We start from the raw sequence: 17,958 nt of genomic DNA, 5'->3' as shown, positions 1-17,958 counted from the left end.
CTTTTTAAAAAGTGTTCAGGTCGGTGGTGTACAGCGATATACCCAGCGAAGTGCTCAAGCTGATGGTGCATTCGGCGTCTTCTTCGACGGAAAACAGCAGGAATTCCCGGCGATCGGTCAGGCCGGTTTCGCGGGCGTACAACATCGAACAGTGCTGGATGCTGTATGTTTCGTCCGGATTCTTCAGGTGTTCGCTCAACGGCACCAGTTCGGTCTGGCCGTTCTCGGTGCCCCATTCGCGGGTGTATTCGACACCGTTGAGGGTGTAGGTCGGCAGCCCGATCAGGCTTTGAGGGCCGGCCAGCCGCCGCAGCTCCGCTTCACTGTTGATGGTGACGTAGCTGAGGTAGTTGAACAGGATCACCGACTCGACCTGCCCGGCGATGTCGCCGGTGGTGTGCACTTGCAGCCAGTAGTCTTCGTCGTTCATGTAATAGCGCGACAACCAGGTCGACTGCCCGAGCTCAATGGTGCCGGCGCTCCAGATCTGCTGGGAGCCGGGAATGGTTACCGCGGTTTTTTCGTCGAGTAACAGTTTCAGGGTCGTGTCGAACATCACGCCCTTGCCCATTGCCAGGCCCAGCGGGCCGGTGACTGGCAGGTTATCGTTGGCTGTCCATTTCGAATCGGTATTCGTGCCCGCGTTCGGGGCCTCAAGCCCCAGCAACTGTTTAAACCATCCCATTGGAGATTTCCTTGAGGCGAGTAGAGGCGATGTAGAAGAGTTCGCCGCCCTTGACGCGAGTGGCGCCGGGCGGGTTGATTGAAGGCTGTCGGGCGCCTTTGGCGCGGTAGCCGATAAGGGTCGCGTTATGGCGTTCTTTCATCTGTGCGTATAGATCGCCGAACGTTGTTTCAAAGGTTTCGGGCAGTCTCATCAGGTATTGGGTGGCGCCTTGGCCCACGCACAGCAATTCATTGATGACCACTGACGAGCCCGGATCCTGAGAGGCGCGCACCAACATCTCGATGGCCATGCTTGAGGTGCATTCCAGGCTGGGCGCGTAGGCGCTGGCGAGCGCGGCGATTTCACTTTCATTGAAGTGGGCGACCACATGCCCGACCGGGCTCAGTTGATTGACCGCCAGCACGGTGGCCAGGGTCAGATCATCTGAATGGGTACGCACCAGTACGCGTTCGGCGCCAGGCACGCCGGCACGCAGCAAAAGCGCGGCGGATGACAGGCTTTCACCTTTGATAAAGGCGGCCTTGCCCGGCATGGGGTTTTCTTCGAGGTCGCAATCGCAAATGACGATCAGGTTGTCATTGGACGTTTCGTCCTGCAGCAGCAACTCAATAACCCGCTCGCTGGACGCGCCTTCCCAGCCGATGAGAACGGTATGGCCGACCTTGCCGGTGAAATCGCCTTTGCCCTTCATGCCTTTTCTCCATACATCGATGACACTGCTGGTTGTTTTGCCGATGGCTGCGGTCAGCAGCGCAATGCCCCCGAGCATGACCCAGGTAGCCACGAAAATCCGTCCCGCGGCTGTCTGTGGCGCAAGATCGCCGTAGCCGACGGTGAGCGTGGTGGTGAGATAGAAGTAGGTGAACGTGGCGGGAGCGATGAGGTGTTGTTCGCCCAGAAGCACCAGGCCGAGCCAGGCCGTGCTCAGGTGTACGCCCAGCGCAATGGCCAGGCCGGCCCAGCCGAAGCGATGGAAGAAGGACGCCGCGTACGCGCGCAATAAAAGGAAAATCGACATTACATCCCTGACTCCTTGGGGGCTCATTCCTGGCGACGTACTCGCTCGGGCATCTAAGTGCTCGGGTGTGGTTACCGGGCGGCATTAAACCTGCTGCGCGGCGTAGATAACAGTACCTTGGCTGCAATATACCCGGCGATTGCAGCAAAAATATGCCCTTCGAAGGAAATGCCCCGGCGCGGAAGGAAGCCAACAATCAGCCCACCATAGAGCAGGGCCACGACACTGGCCGTTATCAGGTTGCTCCAGCTCCTCTGAAACCAGGCGCGCGACAGGAGATACGCCCACAGCCCGAACACCCAGCCGCTGGCACCGATATGCACGCCGGCAAAACCGAACAGCCAGATCAGCGAACCGCCCAGCAAAATGATGATAGCGCTGACGGCCATGAACCGGTTGAGCCCTTCGACGATGACCAGGGTGCCGAGGATCAAAAAGGCAATCAGGTTGGCGCTCAGGTGCGCAAAGGATGTGTGCAAGAAAGGTGAGGTGATGATGCCGACCAGTCCGTGCAAGGTTCTCGGAACCAGGCCGAAGGCGTTAAGGCTGTAGCCGGTCGCCACATTGAGCAGTTGCAGCGCAACCATGAAGATGGCCAGGCCAGCGATTGTCTTGAAACCCTTCAGGGCATCCATCCTTGACCTCGACTCGGCAGTAAAGAAGGGCGATCAATTAATGCCTGCCAGTTAAGAGATAGAACAAGCACTGAGTAAAGTTGTGGCGAGGGAGCTTGCTCCCGCTGGGCCGCGAAGCGGCCCCTCTTATCCCCAAAAAGAAGGGACTGCTGCGCAGTCCAGCGGGAGCAAGCTCCCTCGCCACAGGGTCAGTGCGCTTGACTGACTGGCATCAGGGCAATGAATGCCCTTTCTGCCGGGGTATTGCTTACTCGGCCGATTTTTTCTTCAGGCGTTCCAGGATCGCATTGGCGCTGCCTTCGTCCGGCGTGATGCCGGCTTCGCGCAGTTTGCGCTCCAGGTCGGTGCCGGTCGACGCATCGGCCAGTTCGTCCTGGGCTTGCAGTTCAGCGGCGCGTTGCTGCTGCTTGGCTTGCAGGCGGTTCAGTGTACCGACGGCGGTTTCCAGCTTGCCGTTGGCGCCGCCACTGGCGATCGAGGCGCTGACCTGGGCTTTCTGTACGCTTTCACGAGCCTTGGCCATATCCACTTGCTGGCGCAGGCTTTTGATGCGGTTTTCAGCCTTGGTGATGTCTTTGCGCATGTTGTCAGCGTAACCACCGAATTCGGTGGCCTGCTTTTGCTCGACATCCAGTTCATTGGTCAGGGTCGAAATGGCTTCGGCCACTTCCAGTGCCAGGTCTTCGCGGTTGGCCTGGATGGCGGCCAGGGCTTTGGATTCCAGGTCCTTGATCTTGGCGTTGTACTCGCTGACGCGGTCAGCCGACAGTTTGTGCTTGGCCATGATGGTGACCAGCTCACGCTTGGCGTTGGCCAGCGCGCTGTCAGCATCGCGAATTTCCTGGTCGAGAATGCGCAGGGCCTGTTGGTCGACGATCGATTCGCCGACTTCGTTGGCACCGCCACGCAGCGCGGTGAACAATTTGCTCCAGATGGACTGAGTCATTGGATATATCCTGTTCCCGAATAATTAATTGAAGAAGCGTTCAAAGGCTTCGCTGGCGCGCTGGACGTTGTCGACGAGGGTTTTGATCTCAGTCACGACGTTGGTCAGGCTGGAGTCGGAGCTCAGCGCGCCGAACATGTTGTAAACGACCTGCCCGTTGGGCATGGACTCGATACCGATCGAGGACAGCGGGAACATTTCCCGGCTGCGCAAAACGGCATCATTGAATGCCGGGACGTTGTTGATCGATTCGACATCGACCAGGACCGTATCGACGATGATCTGATCGCCAACCACCGCGATGTAAATCGGCAAGCCACCGAAATCGTTCATTTCCAGCTTGATGCTGGATTCGGAGCCTTGAACGAGGGAGAGGGTGATTTCGTTCGCAACCACTTCGTCGAGGGCCTGGAGGGCGCTGTAGAGGCGATCGATGTTCCAGTTATTACCTGCGCTCATGTAATTCTCCGACATGAATGAGCCAGCCAGAATCGGTTGGCGTAGCTGTTTCTCCATCTGCTTGAGCAGGCTTCGATTTTCGGGAAGCACCCAAGTCTCGTGTTTCACATAGCCGGCGGCACCCAGGCCCGCGCGCATCTGCTTCATGTAGAAGCTCGATGGTTTTTTCGCGGAGGGTTTCGAGCGCTCTCCTTTGCGGCTCGCTGAATCGGTAACAGACCCGGTAGGCGGATCTGATGGAGAGCTGCTTTTCATGGTGCTGATCCCGTTGTGAAAAACTCACGCGTGATAACACTACAGGCTATTTTTGCAGCCCTCAATAGCTCACGCGTGAGATTTTTTCGACGGTTGCGCAGGTGTATGAAAAAGAAGGGAAGCAGCATGATTCCGATCAGTTAAGCGCAATCCTGTAGAACGAGCTTCTCATCTAACCAGCCAGAAAGTCATCGGTGGACACCACGCTGGCATAGGCAAAACCCAAAGCCGACATGAAGGCGGCGTGAACGTGGGCGGCCGGGACGGTGACGCCGTTGAACTCCAGATCAAGGGTGGCACAGGCGTCGTGGATCACCGTGACCGTATAGCCGAAGTCCGCTGCGGCACGGGTGACGCCGTCGATGCACATGTGGCTCATGCTGCCGACCACCACCAGGTGTTCGATGCCTTGCTGGTCGAGGATGGCCTTGAGTTCGGTTTCGCGGAACGCGTTGACGAAGTGCTTGAGCACCACCGGTTCATCGGCGCGGTTCAGGACTTTGGGGTGCAGCTTCGCGCCGTCGGAGCCCGGGGTGAAGAACGGCGCGGCGTCGGAGGTGAATTCGTGGCGGATGTGCACCACCGCGTCACCGGCCTCGCGAAAGGCCTGGATCAGCCGTGCAGCGTTGTCTGCGGCGGCATCGGCGCCCGCCAAAGGCCACTTGCCCTGGGGGAAGTAGTCGTTCTGGATATCGACTACGATGAGTGCTTGCTTGGCCATGAGTGTTTCCTCGAAGTGCTTGTTGGGTGTGATTCAAGTATCAGGTTTTGCAGGCCGTCCGAGGATTGGCCGCACCGACAATAGAAGGGGGAAAACTGACAATGGGCGTAGAAAGGGCAGTCGTCGAATTGGGCGTGCTGATCTATCCCGGCGCGCAGATGGCGGCGGTGCATGGGCTGACGGATCTGTTCGGGGTGGCCAACCGGATTGCCGCCGAGCATCAGACGGCGCAGTTGCCGTTGTTGCGGATCAGCCATTGGCGGGTCGAGGGCGATCAGGCGCCCGAGCGGGTCTACGACAGTCAACCCGGTCCGGACGGCGCGCTGGTGGCGGTGTTGATCCCGCCTTCGATTGGGGGTTTTTCCAAGGGCCAGGCACCGCAGGGACTGATTCGCTGGATTCGTCAGCAACACGCCAGTGGTGCGACGTTGGGCGGGGTTTGCGTGGGGTCGATCCTGTTGGCTGAAAGCGGCCTGCTCGACGGCCGTAGCGCCACCACTCATTGGACCTCGGCCAAAGCCTTCGCCGAGCGTTACCCGGCGATCAAGCTCAAGGCCGACACGCCCATCGTCGACGACGGCGATCTGATCACCACCGCCGGGCTGATGGCCTGGTCAGAGCTGGGATTGCGCCTGGTGAACCGTTTACTGGGGCCGAGCATCGCCACCAGCACGGCACGCTTTCTGGTGGTGGAGCACAGCGACAGCGCGAGCGAATGCGGCAGTAATTTTTCACCGATTCTCAGCCATGGCGATGCCTCGATTCTCAAGGTCCAGCATTGGCTGCAAAGCACCGGGGCGGTCGATGTCTCGCTGGCGGCAATGGCCGAACGGGCGGGGCTGGAAGAGCGCACCTTCCTGCGGCGATTCCGTGCGGCGACCGGGTTGAAACCCACCGAGTACTGCCAGCACCTGCGCGTCGGCAAGGCGCGCGAGATGCTCGAATTCACCAACGGCACCATTGATCACATTGCCTGGACCGTGGGTTATCAGGACCCGAGTGCGTTTCGTGCGACGTTCAAAAAGATTACCGGGCTGGCGCCGAGTGATTACCGGACGCGGTTTGGCGTGACGCCGCCAGCTGTTGTGGCCCGGTAGCCAGAGCACGCCAGATCAAGAAAATGTGGGAGGTTTGAGTCGTGCAAAATGCCGGAGTCCTGAAGGGCGTCGTGCATAATCAAACAGGCGTAATGCCATTACTGTCTGGGCAACCGGCTGATTTAACAGTCGTTCTTCATCAGCCGCCATTGGCCTGATCCCTGCACCCCTTCAGCTACATTTATCCAACGCAGATTGAAGGGGGACGCATGACCCCAACAAATCGCAAGAAACTGGTACTCGCCCATTCGGTGCGTGCCGATGCCCCGCTGCACGAAGTTGAAACCAATCGGGCGCTGGCTCGTTGGCTGGCGCAGATCGTCGGGCTCGAATACGGCGGCAGTTACGACCCGCAACTGCACAGCGGTCGTGACCGCTATCTGTTGCCGACCCAGACGCTGGTGGGCGCCGCTATCGCCCGGAAGCTGGGCGTCAAAGGGCCGGAGGATTTGTGGGGCGGTTACGTCGACCACGATTTCATCTGCACCAAAGCCATCAGTCATGGGCTGTTGAACCGCTATGCGTTCGCGCCCGAAGGCTGGGCAACGTTGTTTTGCGAACGGGTGCGCAGCGTCGTGCTCGATGGCCTCAGCGTGTTCTCCCTGGACGATGCGCGCCCGGCGGCGGAGCACCTGCTCTACAGCGGCCCGATCCGCATCAAGCCTATTCACGCCTGCGCCGGACGCGGTCAGGAAGTGATCAAGAGCCTCGACCAGTTCGACGCCATCCTCGCTCGCCCCGAGGCCAAGACACTGTTCACCGAAGGCGTGGTGTTGGAACAGGACTTGACCGAGGTGATCACCCACAGCGTCGGCCAAAGCTTCATCGGCGACAAAGTGCTGAGTTATTGCGGTGATCAATACTTGACCGAAGACGCTCAGGGCGAGCAGGTTTATGGAGGGTCCAACCTGTTGGTGGTGCAGGGTTATTATGAGGACCTGCTGGCGCTGGAACTGCCGGATGACGTGAGGCTGGCGATCCAGCAGGCACAGGTATTCGACAGTGCGGCGGATGAAGCCTACCCCGGTTTCTATGCCTCGCGGCGCAATTACGATATTGCCCAAGGGCTGGACTGCAACGGCCGACAACGCAGCGGCGTGCTCGAACAATCCTGGCGTTTGGGCGGTGCCAGTAGTGCTGAAGTCGCGGCGCTGCAAAGCTTCGTCCACGACCCCGGCCTGCGTGCGATTCGCGTGTCCTCGGTCGAAACCTATAGCGATCAATCGCTGCCGGCGAACGCTATCGAGGTGTACCGCGGGCCGGCGGAACACAGTGATTTTCTTCTCAAGTACGTGACGGTCAAATCCTATGACGGCTAGAAGCGAAACCATTCAGATCGACATCGACGATGAACAGATGAGCGGGACCTTTCTCAGCCCCAAATCGAAAGTCCCGGGGGTGCTTTTCGTCCACGGCTGGGGCGGTAGCCAGGAGCGCGACCTGGAGCGGGCCAAAGGCATTGCCGGGTTGGGTTGTGTGTGCCTGACGTTCGACTTGCGTGGCCATACCGGCGGGACCGGCATTCCGTTGTCCAGGGTCACCCGCGAAGACAACCTGCGCGACCTGCTGGCAGCCTACGACCGCTTGCTCGCCCACCCGGCGCTCGACACCTCTGCGATCGCGGTGGTCGGCACCAGTTATGGCGGTTATCTGGCGGCGATCCTGACGACGTTGCGTCCGGTGCGCTGGTTGGCTCTGCGGGTGCCGGCGTTGTATCGCGACGACTTGTGGCACACGCCCAAGCGTGAGTTGGACAAAGCCGACTTGCGCGACTATCGCGGCACGCTGGTGCGCGCCGACAGCAATCGCGCGTTGCACGCCTGCTCGCAATTCACCGGGGATGTGTTGCTGGTGGAGTCCGAGACCGATGCCTATGTACCCCACGCGACGATCATGAGTTACCGCGCCGCGTGTCAGCAGACTCACTCGCTGACTCACCGGATCATCGATGGTGCGGATCACGCCTTGAGCGACCCGGTTTCGCAACAGGCGTACACCTCGATTCTGGTGGATTGGATCACCGAGATGGTGGTGGGTGAGCGGTTGAGCATCATTCAATCGAGTTGAGAGAGGCGGTGGTCTTGCGGTCGTTCGCGGGCAAACCACATCTCACCGAGATTTCTTCGAGATCCGCAACGACTTGGCCTTGGCTTCCACCACCAGGTACATCACCACGGTTATCAGCAGCGGCAGAATGAAATAGATCGCCCGATAAGCGATCAACCCCGCCACCAGGCTGCCCCGCGATACTTCGTGCTGCAGCAGCGCCACGAACACCGCCTCCAACACACCGAGCCCGGCCGGGATATGGGTGATGACCCCGGCAATGGCGCTGATCAGCAACACACCAAGCACTGGCGGATAGTCCAGTTTGCTCGGCAGCAACGTGAAGATCACCGCCGCCATCAGCGCCCAGTTCAGTGCGCCGAGGGCCAGTTGCAGGATTGCCATGCGCAGCGACGGCAGAATGATATCTACGCCGCGAACCGACCATTTCCGGCGCCTGGAATACCGGCAGGCCGCCAGATATCCCATGCTCAACAACAGCAACAAAATCCCCACGTCCTGCAGTGCATTGCTGCTCACTTTCCAGCCCGGCGGCATTCGCATCAGGCCGCTGCTGAACACCGCGCCGGCAATCACCATGTAGCCGAACCAGTTGGTCGCCAGGCTCAGCCCGAGGATTTTTGCGATGTTGCCTTTGCTCACGCCGAGCCGCGAATACAGCCGATAACGCATGGCGACGCCGCCGACCCAGGCGCTCAGGTTGAGGTTGAAGGCATAGCTGATGATCCCCACCGGGAGGATCTGCCGCCAGGTCAGGTTCTGCCGGATGTAGGTGCGCCCGATCAGGTCGAAACAGGCATAGACCAGAAAGCTTGCCAGGGTCACACCTGACGCAATGATCAACGTGCGTACTTTGAAATCAGCCAGGGTATCGAACACTTCGTTCCATTCGATGCGCTGGGCGAGCATCGTGAACAATACGATCAGCGCCAGGAAAAACAGCATCGTCAGCGGCCTTTTCCAGCGGTGCCAGTGGTGTTTGCCCGGCGTGTCGGAGTGCGACGCAGGCTGCGCTTCGGAATGGCTCATGCCTTGGCGCTCCCGGGTGGGTGGATGAAGGGCTTCAGGCGCGGTTTATGCGCCGGCAACCAACCGGCCCATGCGGGGAAATGCCGCAGGAAGTGAAACACCAGAAAGCCGATGGTCATGTCCCAGATCCGCCCGCGAGGGGCTGTGTCCACCGACATGACCTTGCAATGGTTGCTGCTCAACTCGTCGAGACGCTCGTACAGATCGCGGTTGAAGATACGGTCGCGGATCAGCACGTTGGCTTCCAGGTTCAGGGACAGGCTCAGCGGATCGAGGTTGCTTGAGCCGACAGTGCTCCAGTCCTCGTCGACCAGGGCGACTTTGCCGTGCAGTGGGCGGTCGCAATATTCGTAGATCACCACCCCGGCCCGCAGCAGGTAATCGTAGGTCATGCGCGCGGCGAGCCTGGCCACCCGCAGGTCCGGTTGTCCCTGAAGAATCAGGCGCACCTCGACCCCCCGGCGTGCCGCATTGCGAATCTCGCGCAGCAGCCGATAGCCTGGAAAGAAGTAGGCATTGGCGATCACCACGCGACGCCGGGCACTGCGCAGCACCTGCAAATACACCTCTTCGATATCGTTTGGGTGTTCTGCGTTGTCGCGATACACCAGCCGCACCTGACCGTCATGATCGCTGACCGCCAGTTCAGCGTGCCGCTGCCGGCGGCGCTGCCACCAGTATTTGGCCCGAGCCGGTCGACCGCTTTTTAGCAGGGCGAAATGATGAATATCGGCCACTGCCGGGCCTTGCACTTCAACCGAATAATCCTGCTTGGCCTCGGGGCCGAAGTCGGCCAGATGGTCGGCGGAAAAATTGATCCCGCCGAGGAACGCAATCGTGCCGTCGACCACCACAATCTTGCGGTGCAGACGGCGGAACCAGTTGGTGCGGATGCCCAGGTGACGCGGGGCAGGGTCGAATATTTGCAGGTGCACGCCTGCGTTGCTCAGGGCGGCGAGGAACGCCGTACTCAGTTCGCCACAACCAAAGCCGTCGAGACTGACCGTGATACGCACACCGCGTTGCGCCGCTTCAATCAGGATCTGTTGAAGCTCATTGCCGACCTTGTCTTCGAACAGAATGAAGGTTTCCAGGAGGATTTCCCTCTGGGCCTGGCGCAGCACTTCAAACACCCGTGGAAAGTACGCCTCACCGTTTTCCAGCAACTCGACCCGGTTGTTACCGTGCCAGCCGTATTCAACTTCAGTCACCGCAGGCTCGCGCACGGGGGGAGGAGGGGAGACGTGTTCGACCGTGGTTTTTTCCATCGATGGGCTGCTCATAACTCGATCTCCACCGACAGGGGCGCATGGTCGGAAAGGTGTGACCAGGGGCGTGCCGCCAGCACTTGCGGATGGCTGGCCTTGAGATGGCGCACGTAGATGCGGTCCAGGCGTAACGCCGGCAAACGCGCGGGGAAACTGCGCGCCGGTTTGCCATGCTGCTCGGCAAAGACCTCACGCAAACCGCAAGGCTTGAGCAACGCATCGGCGCGTTGGCGCCAGTCGTTGAAGTCGCCGGCGACCACCACCGGGGCATCTTGCGGTAACTCTTCCAGGCGTCGGATCAGCAGCTTGAGCTGTGCCGTCCGGTGGCTTTCGCGCAGACCCAGATGGACGCAAATGGCATGCACTTCCCGGCCATCGCCGGGCATCCGCAACACGCAATGCAGGACTCCACGGTTTTCATGGCCGCTGATGGACACGTCGAGGTTGTCGTGGCGAATGATCTGGAATTTCGACAACAGTGCATTGCCGTGATCGCCCGCCGGGTAGACCGCGTTGCGCCCGTAGGCGAATTGCGGCCACAGGCTATCGGCAAGGAATTCGTACTGGGGCATCGCCGGCCAATTGTTGTAGCGCTGGGGATGCTGTTCGTGGGTGCCGTGGACCTCCTGCAAAAACACCACATCGGCGGACACACTGCGCACCGCTTCGCGCAACTCGGGCAGGATGAAGCGCCGATTGAGTGCGGTGAACCCCTTGTGGGTGTTGACCGTCAGCACGGTGAAGCGGCTCACGGCATTGATGATGGGTTGCTGTTCATCCGTTCCGCCGACCGGTTCGGGAATGCTCATGGCAGCGCTCCTTCGGCAACCGGCTCGCCGGGGGCCGTGACAAGGTCTTTGTCGAGATGCAAACGCTCAAGCAGGTGGCGGGCATCGAAGGGCGCGCGGACTTTGATGTCGTTATCGAAATAGCAGAACACTTCCCGGGATCTGCGAGTCTTGGGTTTTTGCCGGGGCGCGATCAATTGCGGATCTGCCGGTTGCTGGCCGTGATGCCAGGCCTCGATCCGCTCGCTCCAGCGTTGCAGCGCTTGAGGGGTGTAACCGCTGGCGTAGAGTTCTTCGGCGCCGTGCAGGCGCAGGTAGACGAAATCGCTGGTGAGGTCTTCGCGGTACGGCCATTTGCCGGCGGTGTCGGCAATCACCAACGCGGTGTTGTAGCGTTTGAGCAGCCGGACGAAGGCCGGATCGACGAAGCTTTCGTGGCGAATTTCCACGGCATGACGCACTGGTTTTTTGCCGTAGGCCTTCATGCTGGCGTGACCGTTCAGACGTGGTTCGTGCTGGCGGGCAAGGGCGGCGGCCTGTTCGGTGTCGTGGGGCAGTTGTTCAAGAAAGTGTTCGAACAGCTCCGGGTCGAATTTGAAGCTGGGCGGGAACTGCCAGAGGATCGGGCCGAGTTTTTCCTTGAGCTCCAGCACTCCGGAGGCGAAGAAATTCGCCAAGGGTTTATGGATCTCCCGCAGGCGCTTGATGTGGGTGATGAAGCGCGGCGCCTTGACGCTGAACACGAAGCCCGCCGGGGTTTCGGCGTACCACTGGGCGTAACGTTCGGGCCGTTGCAGGGCGTAGAATGATCCATTGATTTCGATGCTGTTGACCGCCCGTGACGCGAATTGCAATTCGCGTTTGTGGGTCAGCCCCTTCGGGTAGAAGGCTCCCCGCCAGGGCGTGTAGCGCCAGCCTGAAATGCCGATATGAATCGCCGCCATGTCGCCTCCCATCCTCGGACAGCCCTGTCTTTTGATGACTGCCAGGCGTGCGAGAAAGTTTCGACGGGGCTACGGACGGTAAAAGCAAAAGATCGCAGCCTTCGGCAACTTCCCACAGGCGTGCAGGAGTTGCCGAAGGCTACGATCTTTTGATCCATCAGTGCCCGACAACGATCCGGGCCGAACCTTCAGCCGGCTCGGCATACACCGGGCCCAACCGATCAAGACGACCACTCCAGGCGGTCAGTGCCAGCGCCACCAACACCACCAGGCCACCGATCCACGCGGTATGGATCAGGCCCATATGCGCCACGATCAAACCACCACCCCACGCACCACCGGCAATGCCGAGGTTGAACGCCGCGATGTTCAGGCCCGACGCCACGTCCACCGCATGCGGGGTGTGATGTTCGGCCTGACGCACCACATATACCTGCAGCCCCGGCACGTTGCCGAACGCCACCGCACCCCAGACCAGCACAGTGGCCAGGGCCAGCCATGGATTGGCGGCGGTGAAGGTCAGTGCGAACAGTACGGCGGCGAGCAGGGCGAAGATGATTTTCAGGGCGCCGATCGGGCCGCGTTTATCCGCCAGCTTGCCGCCCCAGATGTTGCCGACGGCTACCGAGATGCCGTACACCAGCAGCACCAGGCTGACGGTGCTGGCGCTGAAGCCCGCAATGTCCTGAAGAATCGGTGCCAGAAAGGTGAAGGCGATGAACGAGCCGCCGTAGCCGACCGCCGTCATGGCATACACCAACAACAGGCGCGGTTGCTTGAGCACTTGCAACTGCTGCAACAGCGAAGCCGGTTTGCTGTGGGCGACGTTCTTCGGTACGTAGAGCAGGCTGCCGATGAAGGCGATCACACCCAGTGCAGACACCGCGAGGAAGGTTTCACGCCAGCCGAAATGCTGACCGATAAACGTCCCCAGCGGCACGCCAGTGACCAGCGCCACAGTCAGGCCGGTGAACATGATGGCAATCGCGCTGGCGGCTTTTTCCTTAGGCACCAGGCTGGTGGCGATGATCGAGCCAATTGAGAAAAACACCCCGTGGGCCAGGCCGGTGACGATCCGCGCAATGATCAGCGACTCGTAGCTCGGCGCTTTCCAGGCCAACAAGTTGCCGAGGGTGAACAGCACCATCAGCGACAACAGCAGCAATTTACGCGGGACTTTGCCGGTGAGGGCGGTCAGCACCGGCGCGCCGACGGCCACCCCGAGTGCATACAAACTGACCAGCAAACCGGCGGACGGCAGGCTGACGCCGAGGTCGGCGCCGATGGTGGGTAACAGGCCAACGATGACGAACTCCGTCGTCCCGATGGCGAAAGCGCTAAGGGTCAGCGCCAGCAAGGCAATGGGCATGGCTGCAACTCCGATGGATTGATTGATGGAGCGCAGTGTCGGGGTTTGGGACGTGCGGAAAAATACAGGGATGGGCATTTGATATTTGCGTGCAGGTCAAATATCTCACGGCTGGTATTAAACCTTGTGGCGAGGGAGCTTGCTCCCGCTCGGCTGCGGAGCAGTCGCAAAGCCATACAGCGCGGTGCATCCGGGAGAAATTGGTTTACAGGTTTTGGGGGCGCTTCGCACCCCAGCGGGAGCAAGCTCCCTCGCCACAGGAGATTGAATCCTACAGGGGGGAGTGGCGGATCAGTGTGTTGCGTACTTCTGTAGTCGATTGCTGATCCAGCACCAGCCAGAACTGCTGCTTGCCGGCGATCTCGGCGGCGGCCGGCAAGCCGTCGCGATAAACCAGCCGATTGCTCGCCAGCGCCGGCACTTTCGCGCCCGGCAGCAGGGTGCCGGCGAGGTTCAGCGGATCGACCCCGCACACCGCGATCAAGCTACCGTCATGGGGGCGCCGCCTGACTTCACGCAACAACGGGATCGCCTCGGGCAGGGCAAACTGTTCGCCGGCCAGGCCACTGACAAACCGCCCGCCACGAATCTCGCCCCGGGCCTCCAGCCGATGGAACGTGCGCAGCAATTCCCGCCAACTCGGCAACCAGTCCGCCTCGCGCTCCAGCAAGCGCCAGAACACCACGCCGTACCGGCGCAGCAAGGTCATGGCGATGTGTTCCAGGGTTTCTGTGGGTGTGGACGTCGGGCGTTGTTTATCCACAACCGGCTTATCCACAACCGGCGCGACCGCACTGCGGCGCAGCAAGGCCCAGCGCCCGGCGTCGTCCATCCCGCCGACAAACGCTCCACGCCCGCGTCGGCTGCTGCGATTCTGGCGTTTGCTGGCCGGGGTGATCAGCGCCCGCAACCCGGCGAAACTGTCGGCGTTGACCAGTCCGGCACCGACCAGTTCCTGCAAGGCGATTTCCAGTTCCGAGCGCAGCAGATGGGCCTCGTGCATCAGCTCATCAAAAAACAGCGCGCCGTGCTGGCTGAGTGCTGCATGGACCTTTTGTGTTTTGGGCGACAACTCGTTGACCGGCGTCTGCTCGGTCAAGCTGCTCCACAACCCGACCTGATTACGCGGCAGCAGCAGAATCGGCGTGCTGCGCAATGCCGTGCCGGTGCTCTTGTTGCGCGCGGTCAGGCGGGTCCAGACCAGTTTGCCGCTGCGGCATAACTCATCCAGCCAGCTCGCCGAATAGTCTTTGAGCCGCGCCGGCAGAATGTCGCTGTCCCATGCCGAAGCGGCGGCGGGGTAGCCTTCGAACTGGCTGATGATCGCCGGCAACACAGCGCTGCCCTGGCCTCGGCTCATGCTGGAAAGATGCTGCCAGTCGAACAGAAAGCGCATGAAATCCTGCAACGCCACTGGCTCGATTTCCCGGCGCAGCCGTTTGACCGTGTAGCGATGAATCCGCGCCAGCAGATGCCGTTCGCACCATTCCTCTTCGCGGGCGCCGGGGCTGAATTGCCCGCGCAGCACGTAACCTTCGCGTTCCAGTTGGGCCAGGGCCTGAGTGACTTGAAGCGCCGGTAAACCGAGCGGTTCGGCAATCGCTTTCAGCGGCAATGGACCAAACGCACTGAGTCGCGCGCGTACCACTTCCAGCACCGCTTCGTCCGGCTCCCAGGTTTCATCGAAACCGGGCAACGCCTCCAACGACGGAAACAAGGAGGCCTGTGGATAAATCGCCCGCAGGCAGGTCAGTCGCTCCAGTGGCAGCCACAGCGATTGCTTGGCGTTGATCTGCAAACGGCTGGCGCGGCCACTGTTGGCCAGGGTGTTCAGCCATTCGAGCCAATTGGGGTTGGCCCGGGCCTCGGCGTCGGTGATGCACGCCAGGCTCATCAAGGCCTCATGCATTTCATCGAGGCCGGTTGGCGTTGGCCAGGCTTCGTCGCGCACCGCGGCAATCGCGTCGGCGTCCAGCGCACCGAGGTCGTCGGTGGACTGCGGATCGCTCCAGCGACGGTTGAGTACCGCCTGAGTACGGCGTTCTTCCAGCGGCGCGTCGTCGAGGAAGGTGTAGGGGCGGGCACTGAGGATTTCCGCCGCCAGTGGCGAAGGCGCCGGCAGGTCGCGGCTGATCAGGCGTATATCGCCCTGTTCCATGCGCCGCAACAACGCCAGCCAGCCTTCGCTGTCCATGGCCTCGTGCAGGCAATCGTCGAGGGTTTGTTCCACCAGCGGATGGTCGGGAATCTCGCGCTCGCCGGCGAGGTTTTCCACGCAGGCGATCTGATCGGGAAACACGCTGGCGATCAGGTCTTCGCTTTTCATCCGCTGGATCTGCGGCGGCACTTTGCGGCCGCCGCTGTAGCGTGGCAGCGCGAGGGCGACCCCGGCATTCCAGCGCCAGCGTACGCCGAACAGCGGGGCTTCGAGCACCGCTTGAGTCAGGATATGTTCGGCGCTGTTGCTGTGCAGGTAGCGCCAGACGTCGTCCAGCTCGAAGCTGTGGCTGGTGGACAGCGACAACACGATGGCGTCCTCGCTGGCGGCGGCCTGCAATTCGAAGTTGAAGGTGCGGCAGAAACGCTTGCGCAGGGCCAGGCCCCAGGCGCGGTTGATGCGGCTGCCGAACGGTGAGTGGATGATCAGTTGCGTACCGCCTGACTCGTCGAAAAAGCGTTCCATCACCAGTGTGTCCTGGGACGGCAAGGCGCCGAGGGTCAGGCGGGCCCGGGCCAGGTAGTCGACCAGTTGCTCGGCGCTGGCGAGGTTCAAACCGAGAGTGTCGGTCAGCCAGTCGAGGGCTGGTTGCAGATCGCCGGGTGTGGCGGTGAGCAGTTCATCGAGTTGCGCTTGCAGACGGGCCACGGCGAACGACAGTTCATTGCTGCGACCGGGTGCTTCACCGAGCCAGAACGGAATGGTCGGCGGCTGGCCCTGAGCATCTTCGACCCGGACCTTGCCGGTTTCGACCCGCAGGATTCGATACGACGTATTGCCCAGCTGAAAGATATCCCCGGCGATGCTTTCCACCGCGAAGTCTTCGTTGACGCTGCCGATGTTCAGCCCCTGAGGCTCCAGCAACACGCTGTAGTCGGCGTTGTCGGGAATCGTCCCGCCGCTGGTCACGGCGGTCAGCTTGGCGCCCCGACGACCGCGCAAGGTGCGGCTTACGGCGTCCCGGTGCAGGTACGCGCTACGTATGCCCTGGCGACCGTTGTAGCCCTCGGCGAGCATGTGCAGCAGCGCCTGATAATGCTTTTCGTCGAGCTTGGCGTAAGGCGAGGCTTTACGCAGCGTCTCCAGCAATGCCTGCTCGTGCCATTCCTGGCAACTGACCTCGGCGATGATCTGCTGGGCCAGCACGTCCAGCGGCGCTTCGGGGATCAACAAGGTGTCGAGTTCGCCACGGCGCACGCAATCGAGCAAAGCGGCGCATTCGATCAGGTCGTCGCGGGTGGTGGCGAACAATCGGCCCTTGGGTGTGCCGCCGACCTGGTGCCCGGAGCGGCCGACCCGTTGCAGAAAACCGGCAATCGAGCGTGGCGAAGCGATCTGGCACACCAGGTCGACGTCGCCGATATCAATCCCCAGTTCCAGCGAGGCGGTGGCGATCAGCACTTGCAGCTCGCCGCGCTTGAGCCGTTGCTCGGCGTCCAGGCGAAACTCCTTGGCCAGGCTGCCATGGTGGGCGGCCACCGCGTCTTTGCCGAGGCGTTCGCTCAAGTGTCGGCTCAGGCGTTCGGCCAGGCGCCGGGTGTTGACGAAAATCAGCGTGGTCCGGTGTTCGCGGGCGAGGGCGGCGAGGCGGTCATAGACCAGCTCCCACACGTCGTTGGCCATCACCGCTGACAACGGCACGGGCGGCACTTCGATATCGAGATCCCGTGGGCGGGCATGGCCGATGTCGATGATTTCGCAGTCGCGATCACCGCCAACCAAAAAACGCGATACCGCCTCGATGGGTTTTTGCGTGGCGGACAGGCCGATCCGCACCAACGGTTGCGGGCAAAGCGCTTGCAGGCGCTCCAGGCTCAGGGCCAGGTGACTGCCGCGTTTGCTGGCGGCGATGGCGTGGATTTCGTCGACGATCACCGTTTGCGTGGTGCCGAGCATTTTCCGGCCGGAGTCGGAGCCGAGCAGCACGTATAGGGATTCTGGAGTGGTCACCAGAATGTGCGGCGCGGTTTTGCGCATGGCCGAGCGGTCTTTTTGCGGCGTATCGCCGGTGCGCACGGCAGTGCTGATCGGCACATCGGGCAGGCCCATCAGGCGTAACTGCTCGGTGATGCCGGCCAGCGGGTTTTGCAGGTTGATCCGGATGTCGTTGGACAGGGCCTTGAGCGGCGAAACGTAGACCACCAGGGTTTCGTCCGGCAGGCCATCCGGGTTTTCCAGGCCGCGATGGACCAGATCGTCGAGCACGGCCAGAAACGCGGTGAGGGTTTTGCCGGAGCCGGTGGGCGCGGCAATCAGCGTTGAACGGCGCTGGCGGATCAACGGCCACGCCCGGGCCTGGGCGGCGGTAGCCGTCGCGAAGGTGTTGCTGAACCAGGCGCTGACGGCGGGGTGGAAACCGTTCAGCGCGCTGTCTGCGGGGATGGGCAGGTTCATGAGCCAATTTATGCGGGTGGGGACGGGAAGTTGCAAGTACCGCTCAGGCTCTGTGTTGCTCC

The 17,958-nt window shown here is 61.3% G+C and carries 15 protein-coding genes; 3 read left to right on the top strand and 12 right to left on the bottom strand.

All coding sequences use genetic code 11. From position 1 onward, the window contains the following. Nucleotides 1-4 precede the first annotated feature (4 nt). From PGR6_RS25485 to PGR6_RS25460, 6 genes are all read right to left on the bottom strand, one after another. Complete coding sequence (locus tag PGR6_RS25485; RefSeq protein ID WP_064620698.1) at nucleotides 5-685, bottom strand: DUF2491 family protein; 681 nt, start codon at nucleotides 683-685, stop codon at nucleotides 5-7. Beyond that, entirely contained in the window at nucleotides 672-1,706 is a 1,035-nt protein-coding gene (locus tag PGR6_RS25480) for an ion channel (RefSeq protein ID WP_064620695.1), read from the bottom strand. The genes PGR6_RS25485 and PGR6_RS25480 overlap by 14 nt, the downstream gene beginning before the upstream one ends. A 71-nt stretch (nucleotides 1,707-1,777) precedes the next feature. Then, on the bottom strand, nucleotides 1,778-2,341 hold the full coding sequence (locus PGR6_RS25475; protein ID WP_064620692.1) for a rhomboid family intramembrane serine protease: 564 nt from the start codon (nucleotides 2,339-2,341) through the stop codon (nucleotides 1,778-1,780). Between the two features lie 247 nt (nucleotides 2,342-2,588). After that, nucleotides 2,589-3,287 carry a PspA/IM30 family protein gene (locus PGR6_RS25470; RefSeq protein ID WP_007933675.1) on the bottom strand — a complete coding sequence of 233 codons (699 nt, stop codon included), beginning with the start codon at nucleotides 3,285-3,287 and terminating at the stop codon, nucleotides 2,589-2,591. A 24-nt stretch (nucleotides 3,288-3,311) separates the two neighbouring features. Beyond that, nucleotides 3,312-3,893 carry a YjfI family protein gene (locus tag PGR6_RS25465; RefSeq protein WP_086945165.1) on the bottom strand — a complete coding sequence of 194 codons (582 nt, stop codon included), beginning with the start codon at nucleotides 3,891-3,893 and terminating at the stop codon, nucleotides 3,312-3,314. A gap of 280 nt (nucleotides 3,894-4,173) precedes the next feature. After that, nucleotides 4,174-4,722 (bottom strand): cysteine hydrolase family protein, encoded by a 549-nt coding sequence (locus PGR6_RS25460; protein WP_018925668.1) that lies wholly within the window; start codon nucleotides 4,720-4,722, stop codon nucleotides 4,174-4,176. A 101-nt stretch (nucleotides 4,723-4,823) separates the two neighbouring features. Between PGR6_RS25460 and PGR6_RS25455 the strand changes: the two genes are divergently transcribed. The 3 genes from PGR6_RS25455 (at nucleotide 4,824) to PGR6_RS25445 (ending at nucleotide 7,886) form a co-directional block, all read left to right on the top strand. Then, nucleotides 4,824-5,819, top strand: a complete 996-nt coding sequence (locus PGR6_RS25455; RefSeq protein WP_019581401.1) for a GlxA family transcriptional regulator — start codon at nucleotides 4,824-4,826, stop codon at nucleotides 5,817-5,819. Between the two features lie 209 nt (nucleotides 5,820-6,028). Continuing rightward, on the top strand, nucleotides 6,029-7,138 hold the full coding sequence (locus tag PGR6_RS25450) for a DUF3182 family protein (protein ID WP_064620686.1): 1,110 nt from the start codon (nucleotides 6,029-6,031) through the stop codon (nucleotides 7,136-7,138). Next, complete coding sequence (locus PGR6_RS25445; RefSeq protein ID WP_018925671.1) at nucleotides 7,128-7,886, top strand: alpha/beta hydrolase family protein; 759 nt, start codon at nucleotides 7,128-7,130, stop codon at nucleotides 7,884-7,886. Before PGR6_RS25450 ends, PGR6_RS25445 begins: the two co-directional genes overlap by 11 nt. Nucleotides 7,887-7,928: 42 nt before the next feature. Here the strand turns inward: PGR6_RS25445 and PGR6_RS25440 are convergent, their stop codons facing one another. The 6 genes from PGR6_RS25440 to PGR6_RS25415 form a co-directional block, all read right to left on the bottom strand. Continuing rightward, on the bottom strand, nucleotides 7,929-8,915 hold the full coding sequence (locus tag PGR6_RS25440) for a lysylphosphatidylglycerol synthase domain-containing protein (protein ID WP_064620683.1): 987 nt from the start codon (nucleotides 8,913-8,915) through the stop codon (nucleotides 7,929-7,931). Continuing rightward, nucleotides 8,912-10,198, bottom strand: a complete 1,287-nt coding sequence (gene clsB / locus PGR6_RS25435) for a cardiolipin synthase ClsB (protein WP_064620680.1) — start codon at nucleotides 10,196-10,198, stop codon at nucleotides 8,912-8,914. The genes PGR6_RS25440 and clsB overlap by 4 nt, the downstream gene beginning before the upstream one ends. Continuing rightward, nucleotides 10,195-10,992, bottom strand: coding sequence for an endonuclease/exonuclease/phosphatase family protein (locus PGR6_RS25430; protein ID WP_018925674.1), 798 nt, complete (start codon nucleotides 10,990-10,992; stop codon nucleotides 10,195-10,197). The genes clsB and PGR6_RS25430 overlap by 4 nt, the downstream gene beginning before the upstream one ends. Then, nucleotides 10,989-11,915: a DUF72 domain-containing protein gene (locus PGR6_RS25425; protein WP_018925675.1), complete on the bottom strand. Its 927-nt coding sequence runs from the start codon at nucleotides 11,913-11,915 to the stop codon at nucleotides 10,989-10,991. The genes PGR6_RS25430 and PGR6_RS25425 overlap by 4 nt, the downstream gene beginning before the upstream one ends. A gap of 157 nt (nucleotides 11,916-12,072) precedes the next feature. Continuing rightward, nucleotides 12,073-13,284, bottom strand: coding sequence for an MFS transporter (locus PGR6_RS25420; RefSeq protein WP_064620677.1), 1,212 nt, complete (start codon nucleotides 13,282-13,284; stop codon nucleotides 12,073-12,075). A gap of 271 nt (nucleotides 13,285-13,555) precedes the next feature. Further along, a complete protein-coding gene (locus PGR6_RS25415) occupies nucleotides 13,556-17,896 on the bottom strand; it encodes a DEAD/DEAH box helicase (protein WP_064620674.1) in 4,341 nt (1,446 codons plus the stop codon). Nucleotides 17,897-17,958: the final 62 nt, after the last annotated feature.

Origin of the sequence: Pseudomonas sp. GR 6-02, assembly GCF_001655615.1 — a bacterium.
Taxonomy (GTDB): Bacteria; Pseudomonadota; Gammaproteobacteria; order Pseudomonadales; family Pseudomonadaceae; genus Aquipseudomonas.
The sequence above is the reverse complement of the archived record's forward strand: the minus strand, read 5'-3'. Positions and strand labels throughout refer to the sequence as shown.

Bases quoted from the DNA above. Each gene is read 5' to 3' on its own strand.
- PGR6_RS25485 (WP_064620698.1), bottom strand. From the start codon at position 685: ATGGGATGGTTTAAACAGTTGCTGGGGCTTGAGGCCCCGAACGCGGGC.
- PGR6_RS25480 (WP_064620695.1), bottom strand. From the start codon at position 1,706: ATGTCGATTTTCCTTTTATTGCGCGCGTACGCGGCGTCCTTCTTCCAT.
- PGR6_RS25475 (WP_064620692.1), bottom strand. From the start codon at position 2,341: ATGGATGCCCTGAAGGGTTTCAAGACAATCGCTGGCCTGGCCATCTTC.
- PGR6_RS25470 (WP_007933675.1), bottom strand. From the start codon at position 3,287: ATGACTCAGTCCATCTGGAGCAAATTGTTCACCGCGCTGCGTGGCGGT.
- PGR6_RS25465 (WP_086945165.1), bottom strand. From the start codon at position 3,893: ATGAAGCAGATGCGCGCGGGCCTGGGTGCCGCCGGCTATGTGAAACAC.
- PGR6_RS25460 (WP_018925668.1), bottom strand. From the start codon at position 4,722: ATGGCCAAGCAAGCACTCATCGTAGTCGATATCCAGAACGACTACTTC.
- PGR6_RS25455 (WP_019581401.1), top strand. From the start codon at position 4,824: ATGGGCGTAGAAAGGGCAGTCGTCGAATTGGGCGTGCTGATCTATCCC.
- PGR6_RS25450 (WP_064620686.1), top strand. From the start codon at position 6,029: ATGACCCCAACAAATCGCAAGAAACTGGTACTCGCCCATTCGGTGCGT.
- PGR6_RS25445 (WP_018925671.1), top strand. From the start codon at position 7,128: ATGACGGCTAGAAGCGAAACCATTCAGATCGACATCGACGATGAACAG.
- PGR6_RS25440 (WP_064620683.1), bottom strand. From the start codon at position 8,915: ATGAGCCATTCCGAAGCGCAGCCTGCGTCGCACTCCGACACGCCGGGC.
- clsB (WP_064620680.1), bottom strand. From the start codon at position 10,198: ATGAGCAGCCCATCGATGGAAAAAACCACGGTCGAACACGTCTCCCCT.
- PGR6_RS25430 (WP_018925674.1), bottom strand. From the start codon at position 10,992: ATGAGCATTCCCGAACCGGTCGGCGGAACGGATGAACAGCAACCCATC.
- PGR6_RS25425 (WP_018925675.1), bottom strand. From the start codon at position 11,915: ATGGCGGCGATTCATATCGGCATTTCAGGCTGGCGCTACACGCCCTGG.
- PGR6_RS25420 (WP_064620677.1), bottom strand. From the start codon at position 13,284: ATGCCCATTGCCTTGCTGGCGCTGACCCTTAGCGCTTTCGCCATCGGG.
- PGR6_RS25415 (WP_064620674.1), bottom strand. From the start codon at position 17,896: ATGAACCTGCCCATCCCCGCAGACAGCGCGCTGAACGGTTTCCACCCC.